Raw genomic sequence first — 13,575 nt, 5'->3', positions numbered from 1 at the left:
TTATCTATAAAAAGTCACGCAAGAATCTGCAAAATACAGGTCAAAGCGTGACTTTTTTTTATGGCTATTTCAAGGCGTATATGTGGCTGTTATAAATCCATTTTCTGGTGTTCAGAATTGGGTTCACCAGTTTTACCGGTCAGATTGCCTTTCAGTACTTTAAATAACTGGGTGACTTTATTGTCGGTGACATTCCAGTATTCGGCACTAATCGCTTCTGCCACCAGAACACGCACCGAAGGATCATCCTTGCCGTTAAACCAGTTTTCCGCCCATGGATTCCAGAGCTGATCAATCAGGGCGCGATCTGTACTGATTTGCGCATGTGCACTCATCGACACATAAATCCCGTCTGAGGGTTTGGAGAACGCCAGACCAATCTGGTTACGGCCGCTGGTCACTGCTGTAACCAGATCATTGCTGTCACGCAAAATAAAATACAAATTCTGACGTTCATGCAGCTTTTCAGAATTGAGCATGGTCATTGGCTGTGCATGAATTTCTTGGGTTTCGGTGTGGTGACTGATCATGGTGAAGCGTACATCTTTAATCAGTTCCCATAATTTGTCGCGGTTATGTTGATCGTTCATGTGCTCTGCTCCTGATGTCAGTAAATGCGCTTTTACGCAAAAGAACTCATTCACAAGCAGAGTAAAACGATTTTTGTGCTTCACGTAGCGGTCTCACCTAACTCATACAGATTCAGGGTAAAACAATATCTGCGCTCAACAAAAGCGTATCAGGCAAGACAGTTGTTTACATATCATCCAGACCAAGAGGTTATACATAAAACGAAGGGCGGCGAACACCGAAAAAACAGTGGGTAAGGCTGTTAAAAAAAATCAATCGAATTACACTATAGCCAGCAAAAAACAGGAAGATAAATGGTGACACTTGAGGATAACTGGCAGGAACTGAGCGATGCAGAAATGCATTTATATAGTCGCCAGATTTTGCTGGATGGCTGGGATATCGAAGCGCAGGAAAAATTAAAACTGGCCAATGTGCTGATTGTCGGCTGTGGCGGTATCGGCTGTAGCAGTGCTGAACTGTTGGCGCGCGCCGGGGTCGGAAAAATCACCCTCATTGATGCCGATACGATTGAAATCAGTAATTTGCAACGTCAAATTGCCTATAGCACAGAAGATTTAGGCTTCTATAAGGCCGACATTCTGGCCAAGCGTCTGCAAAAGATTAATCCGCATATTCAGGTACATGCCATCACAGCCAAACTGGATGACAGCAATGCTATCGGACTGATTGCCCAGCAGGATCTGGTTTTAGATGGCTGTGATAATTTCAGTACCCGTTATCTGGTCAATCGTGTTTGTGTGCAGCATCAGGTGGCGCTGATTAGCGCCTCGGCTATTGGTTTTCAGGGCCAGCTGTTTATGGTGGAAGGCGATTCGGCTTGTTATGAATGCCTGTTTCCAAAAGAAGATCAGGCCAATGAAAGCCTGCGCTGCGCCGATTCCGGTGTGCTGGCCACGACTCCGAATGTGATGGCCAGTTTACAGGCGCATCATACCTTGATCTATTTAGGTCTGGGAATTGCTGCGTTAAAACAGAAGCTGCTGCTCTGGGATGGGCTGAGTTTAAAACAGCGCCTGCTGGCGTTTGAAAAAGACCGAAATTGCCCATGCTGTCAGGCAAGATAAATCTATCTGACACCAATTTTTTGCTACACTGACTCAAATTTAATTTCATCGAAGACATTATGAAAAACAATATCTGGTTAGATGGCCTTCGTTCCGTGGCGCGTATGGGCGAAACGGCAGTCGTGGCGGCCAAAGCCGGCCTGAAATATGCGACTGAAAAACCCAGCAATGCCAAACTGATGCGTGAAACCTTTGAATCGCTCGGTTCAACCTATATCAAGCTGGGGCAGTTTATTGCCAGCACGCCATCTTTGTTTCCACGTGAGTATGTGGAAGAGTTTCAGGGCTGTTTAGATCAAACTCCATCATTGCCGTTTAGCTATGTACAGCAGGTGCTGGCTTCAGAATTCGCCGGGCGTGATTTAGGCGAAATTTTTGCCTCGATTGATGAAACCCCGCTGGCTTCGGCTTCCATTGCCCAGGTGCATGCTGCCAAGCTGGTCTCGGGCGAAGATGTGGTGATTAAAGTCCAGAAACCGGGTGTGGAAACCATTTTATATACTGACCTGAATGTGCTGCACTGGGCCACCAAGCTGCTGGAAAAAGCCGTACCAAAAGTAAAATTCGCCTCTCTGGCCGATATTGTCGAAGAAATTAAAGTCCGTATGGTGCGCGAAGTCGACTTTATTGAAGAAGCCAAAAACCTGGATGATTTTGTCAATTATCTGAACCTGACCCAGAATCAGGCTGCAACAGCGCCAAAGGTGTATCATCAGTATTCCACTCGCCGGGTGTTGACCATGCAGCGTCTTTTCGGGGTGCCTTTAACCGATTTTGAAGTGGTAAAACAGTATGCCAAAGACCCGTCGCAGGTGTTAATTACCGCCATGAATACCTGGTTTGGCAGCCTGATGATGTGTAACAGTTTCCATGCCGACCTGCATGCCGGCAACCTGATGTTGCTGGAAGATGGCCGCGTCGGTTTTATTGATTTTGGGATTGTCGGGCAGCTGAAGCCGGAAGTCTGGACCGCCTGTATCGCCTTTATGGATGCCTTGCAGAATACTGACTACACGCTGATGGCGGAAAACATGCTGAAAATGGGCATGACCGATACCCAGATTAACACCCAGGTGCTGGCGCAAGATTTGGAACGTCTGTTTAGTGGTGTACTGCTGGCCGATCCCCAGGAAATCCTCAGTTCAAATCCGGCCGATTTAAATGACATCATGATGGATATGGTGGCGGTTGGTGAACGTCATGGCATTCGTTTCCCGCGTGATTTTGCGCTGCTGTTCAAGCAAATGTTGTACTTTGACCGTTTCATGCGTATCTTGGCGCCGTATACCGATATTTATGCCGACCAGCGCTTGCAGATGGTACAAAGTATGGACCCAAATCTGCTGCTCAAACATTAATTTATAGACATCGCTCAGCTTTTATATAACAAGCTGTTGCTGTTACATCGCAAAGCGACACGTGATGCTGATGTGGCAGGCAGGCGATGATTCACGTTATACACGCCCGAGTAATCCGATGGACGCAATTATTATTGAAGGCTTAAAGGTCGAAACAGTGGTGGGCTGTTTTAACTGGGAGCGTCAGATTATCCAGCCTTTGCTGCTGGACTTAAGCATTCAGTGCAGTCTGGAGCAGGCTGCCTGTTCTGATGAACTGGAAGATACCCTGAACTATGCCGAAATTTGCGAAATTTCTGCGCAAGTGATTCAGGCCGCTCAGCCAAAATTGATTGAACATGCAGCAAAGCTGGTGCTGGATGCACTTTTTGCTCACTATCCTACAGTTGAATCGATTATGATTAGCATCCGCAAGCCTGCCATTATCCCGCAAGCCCAATCTGTAGGAATTCGTCTTGAACGCCACCGAAACGATTTTCGCCCTAGCACTGGCGAGTAATTCTCATCCTGAACAGCATTTTCAACAGGCATTTGCTGCGCTGTCGCGTTTGGGGCGTTTGCAGTGTTCCTCGATTTATCTGATTCCGTGCCGGGATGGGATTGGTGCGGATTACTGGAATGCCGCCTGTCTGCTCAAGAGTGAACACAGTGTCGAGCAGATTCTGGCCTTGCTAAAACAGTTAGAAGCAGATTCCGGGCGGGTACGACCTTCACATCAAATCAGTTTAGATGTGGATTTAATTGCTTGGGGGACAAGCCTGGAGCAAATGCAATTTAATCCGAAAAAATTACCGCTGGCTCTGGATGTAAAAATCCCGATGTTCGAGCTGTGGCACAATGCGGCATTTGCTCATCAGCCCCATCCATTTCCTGTAATTCAATGTTCAGCGTGAAGATGACATGATTTATCAGCAAGCCCGGTTTTTATACCGGGCTTTTTAAATTAAGTAGATAAATTGGTCGTGTTGATTTTACTTAAGCTTGCACACGCATGATAAAACAGCCTGCGAGGATGCAGGCTGTTTTTGGAATCTTTCATCAAACATGATGAAGATAAAACGCTTAAATATAATAACTGGTCTTGGTCATCAGTTTTGAAATACCGGTCATAGCAATACGTACAGGCGCAGGGAGATCAACCCCGCCTGCATTTAGCGCCGTATCACGATGATGCAGCTCATCCTCGTTCATTTGTTCCAGAATTTTGCGCGAGCGTTCATCATGTGCTGGCAATTGACGAATATGATCTTCTAAATGCAGGCTGACCTGACGCTCAGTTTCAGCGACAAAACCTAAGCTATATTTGTCTCCGGCAATTCCGGCAATAGCGCCCATGCCAAAAGATAGTCCGTACCAGACCGGATTGAGCAGGCTGGTATGGCTATCCAGTTCTTTTAAACGGTCTTCACACCAGGCCAAATGATCCTGTTCTTCAATGGCGGCCTGTTCCATTTCGCGGCGTACATTCGGGAGCTTCGCTGTCAGTGCCTGACCATGATACAGCGCCTGCGCACAAACTTCACCACTATGATTGACCCGCATTAATCCCGCCACATGACGCGCTTCACTCACTGCTAATTGAGTTGGAGTATTTTGCCCAGGATTATCGCGCTGAGCCGAGGTGACACCCGGAACCAGGCTGCGTAAGGCCTGATCAAATGAATGAATAAACTTGTCGAGACCGGTGTAATGACGCATGAATTTAATCCTCCAGAGGGTCTGCTGCAGTATCAAGCATAGACTTGAGTTTAAACAAGAGCCAGATGGTGAATATGGCGCTTAAAACAGCAGTAATACAAAACAGAATTTTAAGGTCAATTTGCAGCACGCTTAAAATAATAATCGAGAAGATGGCTGAAGAAACCATAAAAATCGCATTTAAAATGTTATTGGCTGCCACCACCCGGGCACGATGCGAGCGCGGTGAATAGGCCTGCATCATGGCATATAGGGGCACAATATAAAAACCACCGCTAATACCGAGCAAGGTCACGGCTAGCATCACATGATAATAACTCCAGCCTTGCTGAAAGACTTCACTTAAGCCCAGCAGTTCGCCAGTTTGTGGTGGTACAAAGGCCAGTGCAGCAGCCAGATAAAACGCAAATACGGTTAAACCGACCGCACCAATCGGTACCATCTTGATATTTACCTCGGTGCCGCCAATTTTACGACAGAGTAATGAACCGACACCAATCCCGACCGAGAAGAAAGTTAGCAATAAGCTGACCACATTTTCAGAAGCATGCAGGTTTTGCTGGGTCAGCTGCGGAATTTGGGTCAGATACGTCGCGCCATAAAACCAGTACCAGGAGTTACCGAGTAAAATCAGAAAAATCAGCGGCAGGTTTTTGGCATATTTTAAGGTTTGAATACTGGTACGGAAAAAGTTCCAGTCCACCTCTAACTGCGGTGCAGCAATCGGCTGTTTTAAAATAAAACGGCTGGCAAGATAACCGACCACGGCAATAGCCAGCACGGTCAGGCTGATCCAGAGTAAATTACCAGCGGAGAGGGAAATCACCGCGCCGCCTAGAATCATCCCGACCAGAATGGCAATTGAGGTGCCGGACTGGAACAGCGCATTTCCCGACATCAACTCATTCGGTTTCAGGATTTCTGGCAAAATCGCATATTTGATGGGACCAAAAAAGGTCGATTGGGTACCCATTAAAAACAGGGCAAACATCAGCAACCATAAGTTGCCAATCAGGAAGCCGACCGTGGCCAGTAACATCACCGCAATTTCCAGCAGTTTTAAATAACGCACCAGCTGCGAGCGTTCATATTTATCGGCAATTTGTCCGGCTGTGGCCGAGAAAATAAAATAGGGCAAAATGAACAGCAGTGCCGCCAGATTATTCAGGGTGCTGATACTGCCAGATTGCTGACTGATCCAGCCATAGGTAATCACCAGCAGCAAAGCCTGCTTAAACACGTTGTCATTCAGCGCGCCCAGAAACTGGGTACAGAACATGGGCAAGAAGCGTCGTGTGGCTAGCAAATTTTCATTTTTTTCCATAAGAAGTGGACTTCATTAGTTTTATTAAGAAATGTGACCAATTGATATAATTGCCCGAAAATCATGTATGATATTTTGCAGTGTTTTCACTGTTGAAAAAATCCAATAAATTAGAGTCTGTTAGCGAACATTTCATTGCGGATTTTTCCATTAAAAAGATTAAATTTAGAGTTTTCTATGCTTGTGAACCGAACTTTTAAAAAGTCTGCGCTGTCTAACAGTATGCATGCCATAATTCAGTGGAGGCATTCCAGACAACTTTGTCTGAGCATCTTTTTAAGTTTAGTCGCACAGCAGGGCTTTAGTCAAAATCCTCCCGCAGTGGCGGAACCGGCGAGCGATCCGGTCGCATCGGCCGACATGAAACAGGAAATTCGCGATCTGGCGCTCAGCCAAGGCAAAGATACCCCTGAAGAATTAGAAAAAATTGAGAATTTTCAGGTGCCCAGCACTGAGCCGGACAGTCTGGAGATGTTGCAACAGCAGCAAAATAGCAGTGAACCGATAGCCGCTTTTCAGCCAATTGAACTGGAAAATCTGGATGATTTACCGGTAATGCCGGTCGATGCCAATATGGCCGCAGAAATTTTCCAGATCGCTGAACAGGCCAAACAGGAAGCACGCCAGTATCGCGCCGAGCAGAATACCGAAGTACTGATTAATGATGCCACCCAGCAGGAACTGGCCGAAATTAACCAGTCTCCGGTCAATGTCGACCAGCTCATGGACAGTATTCGCGCCGACAGCCAGATTGTGGTGGAAGCGAATACCTCCGGCCGAACCCTGACTGAATTGGGCCTGAATACAGAAGTGGCCGATGCCGATAAACCGGGGTTTTTCCGGCGCTTGCTGTATAAGGTACGTCCACCGCGTGAGTTAAATACTGCACGGGTGCCCCGGATTAGTGCCGATGTGGTGATTACCGGCGCCGAAAATAGTGGTGAAGTTTCCGCAGAGGCCTATGCCACGGCACTGGAAAATCTGCGTGCCAATGTGCGCGGCAAACTGTCCAGTTTTACCCAGGAATCTTTTGCCGATTTTCCCTCGGCTTTACCACAGCTGCGTTCTTTATCTAATCAGGCGGCACAGGCCGTCGGCTTTTATCATGCCGAATTCAAGTTTGAAAAGCTGAATGACAGCCGGGTGCGGGTTCTGGTTACACCAAATACACCGGTGCGTGTGCAGGAGCAGAATATTGAATTTAGCGGCCCAGGTGAGAATCTGGCACAGTTCCAGGTAATTCGCGTCCTGCCCGATCAGGATGTGGGCGATGTGTTTCACCACGGTCTGTATGAAGAGACCAAAACCCGGATTAATGATGCTGCCTCCAATAACGGTTTCTTTGATGGCTATTGGCGCCTGCATGACGTGAAAGTGGCGCAGCCGCAAAATACTGCCGATATTAATCTGCGCTATGAAACCGGCGAGCGTTATACGTTGGGGCCGGCCCAGTTCCGGATGAGCGATCCGAGCAAAGAATTTCCTCTGGATATGGATATTCTGGAAAGCATGGTGCCGTGGGAAGATGGCGCCGATTATACTTTCTGGCGGGTCAACGGTCTGGCCAATAACCTGACCAACTCACGTTATTTTAACTATACGTTGGTCGATACCATGCGTCCCGATCCGCTGGAACGCCCAACAGAGTTGCCACCGGATATTCAGGCCCTGGTTGATCAGCGCAAACTTTCCGCTGAAGACTTCCAGCCGGTTCAGGACCAGAAAGATTTAAGCTCGACTGAAGAAGTGACCCAGTCAGTGGTGGATGAAGACCAGTTTGCCGGCACTCAGGAAGCCGAGCAGAATGAAAACATCCGTCAGCTGCGGGTCGAACAGGAAACCCAGCAATCAGAAGAAGAGCGGCTAAAAGAACAGGCACGTCTGGAAAAGAAAATTCCGGTGATTGTGACTTTGAACGCCGATAAGCTGAACAGTGCAGAAGTCGGTGCCGGTTATGGCACAGATACCGGAATGCGTGTACGCGGCCAGTATCGCCGGGCCATTGTTAACCGTCGTGGTCACTCCTTCGATGCCAACCTGGAACTGTCTGAAATCCGCCAGTCTTTAGATGGCCGCTATAGCATTCCTTATAATCATCCACTGAATGACTATATTACCTTGGTGGCCGGTTATGAACGTGAAGAGCGTAGTGATGTTTCTGCCGGCAATGACCTGTTAATTGAATCGGCAGTGGCCGGCGCCGACCGGATTATTAAAAATCCGCGTGGCAGCTGGCAACATGCTTATGGTCTGCGTTACCGTCTGGACCGTTTAACCCAGAACGGTGTGGTCGATATTGACAAGATTCCTGACGCCTTTATTGGTAATGGTTCCACCGAACAGCAGTCTTTACTGTTCGGTTATGAACTGTCGCGCACCGACAGCAGCCCGCGTGTCAATCCGACCCGTGGTTTCAAGCAGATTTATAAAGTTGAACTTGGCAGTGAAAGTCTGTTGTCCGATGCTGATATGGCAATTTTGAATGCCGGCTGGCGTTTTATTTATTCTCTGGGTGAAAATAACGATCATCAGTTTGTCGGTCGTGCCGATTTGGGTTATATCGTGACCGAAGATTTTAGCAAAGTGCCTTATAATCTGCGTTACTTTGCTGGTGGGGATCAGACCATTCGCGGTTTTGACTTTAAGAGCCTGTCTCCGCAAATTGATGGCTTTAAAATTGGTGGACAAGCACTTGGGGTGGGCTCGCTGGAATATAACTATCAATTCAGGGAAGGCTGGCGCGCCGCAATTTTTAGCGATTTTGGTAATGCCTATGATGCCGATTTTAGCAATCCGACCGAATACAGTGTCGGTTTAGGGGTACGCTGGGCATCACCAATTGGCCCAATTCGGGTTGATGTCGCTTCGGGCATTTCGGATGAGAATCATCCAATTCGTCTGCATTTCTTTATTGGCTCGCAATTATAAAATTAAGATTTAGAGAGAACTATGGCTGAAGTTGAACAGCAACCAAATACCCCCGCGCCTGTACCCAAAAAGCGCAGAATAGTCAGAAGTGCCTTGTTGTCACTGCTGTTTATGGTGGTGTTGCTGGTATCGGCTTTGGCAATCATGTTCTCGACCGACCGTGGCAGTAAATTCCTGCTTGACCGGGTGCTGGAACGTCAGCAGATCATTCAGTATGAATATGAAGGCGGGAACTTATTGCGCGGTATTATCCTGCGCAATATTCTGGTCACACTGAAATCGGTGGATGTCAAAATTGACCGCGCTGATGTCATGCTGGGCTGGCGCGCCGTGCTGAATAAGGAAATCCATTTTACCCATGCCGATGTGCGTAATCTGCAAATTACCACCAAAGGACCGCCAAGTGATGGACCATTCAAGTTTAATGAAATCCGTCTGCCTTTTGTACTCCGGCTTGATCATGCCGATCTGGACCGTTTGCTGATTCAGACTTCAGGTGGCAGCAAAGTCAATTTTTATGATGTGATCCTGAACGATGCGCTGTGGTCGGGCACCAAACTGGAATTTGAAGATTCCAGTATGCGTATGGATTATCTGTCGGTCAAAAATGCCAGCGGCGATATGGATTTTTATGGCAAATATCCGCTGAATGCCATTGGCGATGTGAATTTACCTTCGTTAAACAACAGCCTAAATATTCATGATATTAAAGTCGTCGCCAAAGGGTCTTTAGATACCGTTCAGGCCGGGGTGGCGACCTATACGCCCGATTTGCTCACCGGTTGGGTGGTGCTGCATCCGATGCGTAAAAATGTGCCCATGTTTGGCGAGCTGCAGTTCAATCAATACCACTGGCCGCTGTTACAAGACTGGGAGCTGTATACAGAAGACGGCACAGCCAAGTTTAAGGGTGATATTAAACGTCTGGATTTAGATGTCGCTACCGATCTGACGGGTAAAGATCTTCCAAAAGGACAATATACCGCGCTTATGCATACCGATCTGGTCAATCAGCTGAACATCAGCAACTTAAATGGCCAGCTGATGCAGGGCGCCGTGAATGTGGCTGGTGTGGTCGGCTGGAACGAGCGCGTCAGCTGGGATATTACCGGTCGCCTGGACAAGATTAATCCGAAAGACCCACTCATTCCGCAAGTGGTGCAGGATTTTCTGCCGCCAAGTCTGGATGCTCAAATTGCCTCTAAAGGCCATTTAGAAAATGGAACTCATCTGACGGCGCAGGTCGATTTCGACCGCTATGAAACCTGGAACCTGAAACTGGATCAGAATGCGCCGAAAAACCGCCAGCCAAACCCCATGGTACTGGATGTGCGCTGGAACAATATTGACCGCGCGATGCCTTATATTGGCTGGTTATCCAGTGAATCGGGTGATGTGCAGATGGCCCTGGTCGAAGGCCAGCAAAAGATTTTTGTCGCAACCCAGGTGGCGCAGCATGAGCAGGGTGCTTTACCAGCGGGCATGTATAAGGCTGAGCTGAATCTGAAGAACAATAATCTGGATGTACCAAGCTTTAGTTATAACGCCGGCGCCAGCACCTTGACGGGCCGTGCGCTGATTGAACTGCCAACCGACAAACGCCAGCTCAAATGGAATGCTACCTTAAACGCGGATAATTTTAATCCGAAAATCATTGCTGATGCTGCTCCGGTCAATCTGCTGAATGGCCGTTTGCAGGCCAATGGTTTTGCCCGTCCAAACCAGCAGATTATTCATTTAAACAATATTGATTTACGCGGTCGTCTGGCCGAGCAGGATGAAACGGTGCATCTGACCGGGAACAGTACCGTGGCCTTGCTGTTTCATGATGAGCGTGCGGGTGGCGGCTTCAAGAGCTTTGCGGTCAATTATGATGGCGCACTCAACAGCAGTCTGCTGCAAGCCAGTCAGGGCAGTTTAAAGCTGAAACTGTCCGGTACACCGGAGCTGATCAAGATTTCAGACCTGCGTCATGACGGTGTGGCCGGGCAGATTCTGGCCAATGGTATGCTGAACCTGAAAAATGGCATTGGCTGGAACCTGAACGCCTCTTTAATCCGCTTTAAACCGCATTATTTTGTCTCGAGTGTGCGCGGCGAGCTGTCGGGCAATGTACGTACCCAAGGGGTTTGGTCAGATCAGCTTAAACGCATCAATATTGAAAAGCTCAATTTGGCCGGCATGATCAACAATAAACCGGTACGTGGTACCGGTAATCTGGCCCTGTTGATGGATGCCAATCAGCAAGGTTTCCTGCCGCAGCAGTTTGAGGCCAATAATTTATATCTGGCCTATGCCAAGAACCAGATTCAGGCTACTGGTAATGCACAAAACCTGAGAATCAAACTGAATGCACCAGCACTGTATGAACTGTATGCCGGTTTGCGTGGCCGTGCTTATGGCTATTTAAATGTGCAGTCGCAACCACGTTTGCAGGCCACCGCCAATCTGGTGGTCGATGATTTTGGTTTAAATAACCTGTTTAGCGTGCGCAAAATGCGTTTACGCGGTGAATTGCCGACCTCGGAAAATACCCCAACCTTGCTTACGGCCAGTCTGGAAAATTTACGTAGCGGCAACCGTGAAATTCAAAAAGGCGAGATTTCACTGGCCGGTACCCGCCAGGCGCATCTGCTGAAAGTGAAAGCGGAAAACCGTTTAAGTAGCTTCTATGTGCAGCTGGCCGGCGGCTTTAATGCTGAAAATAACTGGCTGGGTCAAATCCAGAAAGGTGATTTTGACTCCTTAAGAACCCGTCTGGTGCAGCGTCAGAATGCCTCGGTCATCTTCCAGACCAAAACCAGTGATCTGTTTGTGGGTGCGCATTGCTGGATGAGCCAGCAAAGCCAGTTGTGTTTTGACCAGCCAATTCGGGTCAATAAAAACCGAGGCAATGTGTCCTTTGTAACGCGCAATGTCGACCTGAACGATTTTGCCGCCTTTATGCCGGAAGGTCTGGCGATTACCGGTAAAGTCAATGGACATGCCAAAGCCTCCTGGGCACAAGGCCAGCGGCCAAAAATTGATGCACGTCTGGTAACCCGTAATGGGGTTATTGGTCTGGCAGGTGATGACCCGCAAGAACTGGGTTCGACCTTAAGCTATGATCAGGTGGCTGTGGTGGCTAAAAGTATTGCCGAAGGTCTGCAAATTCGACTGGATGTGAAAACCCCGGAAATTGGTGCCGGTTATGCCAATGTTATTATTGATCCATATACCGAGCGTAAGCCGATGCGCGGTGAAATTGCCTTTAATGAAGTGCAGTTAAAAGTCTTTAAGCCGTTTATTGCCGATGTGCGTTCTATGGCCGGGGTATTGTCCTTTGCCGGTAAGGTCGGTGGTACGTTAACCCAGCCATTACTGACCGGTGAAATGCGTCTGAAAGATGGTGCCATCAGCATGATTTCCCTGCCGGTGAACCTGACCAATGTGCAGCTGTATTCCTCGATTCGGCAGGATTCGGCCACAATTAATGGCGCATTTAACAGCGGTCAGGGTGTGGGGCATTTAACCGGTCATGTTGACTGGAAAGGTGTACCAAAAATTCAGCTGAACTTAAAAGGGGATAATCTGCTGGTGCGTCAGGCACCGCTAATTACTGCCATTGTGACGCCGGATTTATCCATGGAGGTTTTCCCGACCCAGAAACGTTTAAGCTTAAATGGCAAGGTCGATGTGCCGCGTGCGTTAATTTCCATGCCTGAGGCTTCTGATCCGGTGGTGAACCTGTCTTCAGATGTGCGTGTGGTGCATGAAGGGCAAGACCAGCTGGCGGTATTACGCTCTGCACGTCCTTGGGATATTCGTGCCGATCTGGAACTGAATCTGGGCGATCAGGTCATCTTCCAGGGCTTTGACAGCCGTATTCCACTGGTGGGCCGTCTGTATCTGAGTCAGCGTGGTCTGGAAACCGCCATGCGCGCCAATGGTGCAATTGGGGTTAGCCAGCGCGTCAAGATTGAAGCCTATGGCCAAAGTCTGGATTTAAACCGTGCCATCGCCCGTTTTAATGGACCATTAGCCAATCCGAGTCTGGATATTGATGCCAACAAGAGCGTACAGGGTAGCGTAGTCGGGGTGCGGGTGACCGGAACGGCTTCTGGTCCGAATATTCAGGTCTATAACGATGCCGGCTTGTCCGAGCAGGAAGCACTAAATGCCCTGATTACCGGCCGGATTAACGAAGGTGCCAGCGGTTTAAGCCAGACCGACAGTTTCCGTTCCGATGTCAACAATACCATTGCGGCGGCAGGTATCAGTCTTGGTTTAGGCGGCACGCGTGCCCTGACCAACCAGATTGGGCGTACCTTTGGTTTAAGTGGGTTGGCTTTAGATGCACAGGGTACGGGGGATGATACCCAGGTCAGCCTGACCGGTTATATCACTCCGGATCTGTTTATCCGTTATGGCGTGGGCGTGTTTACCCCGGTGAACAAGCTGACTTTGCGTTATCAGATGAACAAACGTCTGTATCTGGAAGCCAGTCAGTCGCTGGAACGTGCCGTGGATATTTTCTATAACTGGCGTTTCTAAGCTGTATGACCTTAACTTGAAAATGTGCTCAACACGGGCGCATTTTTTCTGGCCGATTTCTCATTCACGATAACTT

At 48.4% G+C, this 13,575-nt stretch carries 9 protein-coding genes; 6 read left to right on the top strand and 3 right to left on the bottom strand.

The genetic code is table 11. From position 1 onward, the window contains the following. Positions 1 to 89: 89 nt before the first annotated feature. Positions 90 to 590 (bottom strand): pyridoxamine 5'-phosphate oxidase family protein, encoded by a 501-nt coding sequence (locus ACPEPR_RS05735; protein WP_005178694.1) that lies wholly within the window; start codon positions 588 to 590, stop codon positions 90 to 92. 294 nt (positions 591 to 884) lie between these two features. Here ACPEPR_RS05735 and ACPEPR_RS05730 point away from each other — a divergent pair, with 294 nt between their 5' ends. The 4 genes from ACPEPR_RS05730 (at position 885) to ACPEPR_RS05715 (ending at position 3,909) form a co-directional block, all read left to right on the top strand. Beyond that, positions 885 to 1,658 (top strand): HesA/MoeB/ThiF family protein, encoded by a 774-nt coding sequence (locus ACPEPR_RS05730; protein WP_168397732.1) that lies wholly within the window; start codon positions 885 to 887, stop codon positions 1,656 to 1,658. Positions 1,659 to 1,717: 59 nt separating this feature from the next. Further along, positions 1,718 to 3,016, top strand: coding sequence for an ABC1 kinase family protein (locus ACPEPR_RS05725; RefSeq protein WP_016659087.1), 1,299 nt, complete (start codon positions 1,718 to 1,720; stop codon positions 3,014 to 3,016). 118 nt (positions 3,017 to 3,134) lie between these two features. Then, positions 3,135 to 3,515 carry a dihydroneopterin aldolase gene (folB, locus tag ACPEPR_RS05720; RefSeq protein WP_016659086.1) on the top strand — a complete coding sequence of 127 codons (381 nt, stop codon included), beginning with the start codon at positions 3,135 to 3,137 and terminating at the stop codon, positions 3,513 to 3,515. Continuing rightward, positions 3,472 to 3,909: a 2-amino-4-hydroxy-6-hydroxymethyldihydropteridine diphosphokinase gene (locus tag ACPEPR_RS05715; protein ID WP_005178682.1), complete on the top strand. Its 438-nt coding sequence runs from the start codon at positions 3,472 to 3,474 to the stop codon at positions 3,907 to 3,909. Before folB ends, ACPEPR_RS05715 begins: the two co-directional genes overlap by 44 nt. 169 nt (positions 3,910 to 4,078) lie before the next feature. Here the strand turns inward: ACPEPR_RS05715 and coq7 are convergent, their stop codons facing one another. Both coq7 and ACPEPR_RS05705 read right to left on the bottom strand, forming a co-directional pair. Continuing rightward, the gene (gene coq7 / locus ACPEPR_RS05710) at positions 4,079 to 4,714 is read right to left on the bottom strand and encodes a 2-polyprenyl-3-methyl-6-methoxy-1,4-benzoquinone monooxygenase (protein WP_005178679.1); all 636 of its coding nucleotides are present in this window, start codon (positions 4,712 to 4,714) and stop codon (positions 4,079 to 4,081) included. Between the two features lie 4 nt (positions 4,715 to 4,718). Next, the gene (locus ACPEPR_RS05705) at positions 4,719 to 6,038 is read right to left on the bottom strand and encodes an MFS transporter (RefSeq protein ID WP_104498935.1); all 1,320 of its coding nucleotides are present in this window, start codon (positions 6,036 to 6,038) and stop codon (positions 4,719 to 4,721) included. Between the two features lie 177 nt (positions 6,039 to 6,215). On the opposite strand from ACPEPR_RS05705, the gene ACPEPR_RS05700 reads away from it, so the two are divergent. Both ACPEPR_RS05700 and ACPEPR_RS05695 read left to right on the top strand, forming a co-directional pair. After that, on the top strand, positions 6,216 to 8,966 hold the full coding sequence (locus ACPEPR_RS05700) for an autotransporter assembly complex protein TamA (RefSeq protein ID WP_104488918.1): 2,751 nt from the start codon (positions 6,216 to 6,218) through the stop codon (positions 8,964 to 8,966). A 21-nt stretch (positions 8,967 to 8,987) separates the two neighbouring features. After that, a complete protein-coding gene (locus ACPEPR_RS05695; protein ID WP_180061427.1) occupies positions 8,988 to 13,499 on the top strand; it encodes a translocation/assembly module TamB domain-containing protein in 4,512 nt (1,503 codons plus the stop codon). The last annotated feature ends 76 nt before the right edge of the window (positions 13,500 to 13,575 follow it).

The sequence above is a fragment of the Acinetobacter sp. AND/436 genome, assembly GCF_049546925.1.
Taxonomy (GTDB): domain Bacteria; phylum Pseudomonadota; class Gammaproteobacteria; order Pseudomonadales; family Moraxellaceae; genus Acinetobacter; species Acinetobacter indicus.
The sequence above is the reverse complement of the archived record's forward strand: the minus strand, read 5'-3'. Positions and strand labels throughout refer to the sequence as shown.

Excerpts from the sequence above, each read along its gene's own strand:
- ACPEPR_RS05735 (WP_005178694.1), bottom strand. The coding sequence starts at position 590 with ATGAACGATCAACATAACCGCGACAAATTATGGGAACTGATTAAAGAT.
- ACPEPR_RS05730 (WP_168397732.1), top strand. The coding sequence starts at position 885 with ATGGTGACACTTGAGGATAACTGGCAGGAACTGAGCGATGCAGAAATG.
- ACPEPR_RS05725 (WP_016659087.1), top strand. The coding sequence starts at position 1,718 with ATGAAAAACAATATCTGGTTAGATGGCCTTCGTTCCGTGGCGCGTATG.
- folB (WP_016659086.1), top strand. The coding sequence starts at position 3,135 with ATGGACGCAATTATTATTGAAGGCTTAAAGGTCGAAACAGTGGTGGGC.
- coq7 (WP_005178679.1), bottom strand. The coding sequence starts at position 4,714 with ATGCGTCATTACACCGGTCTCGACAAGTTTATTCATTCATTTGATCAG.
- ACPEPR_RS05705 (WP_104498935.1), bottom strand. The coding sequence starts at position 6,038 with ATGGAAAAAAATGAAAATTTGCTAGCCACACGACGCTTCTTGCCCATG.
- ACPEPR_RS05700 (WP_104488918.1), top strand. The coding sequence starts at position 6,216 with ATGCTTGTGAACCGAACTTTTAAAAAGTCTGCGCTGTCTAACAGTATG.
- ACPEPR_RS05695 (WP_180061427.1), top strand. The coding sequence starts at position 8,988 with ATGGCTGAAGTTGAACAGCAACCAAATACCCCCGCGCCTGTACCCAAA.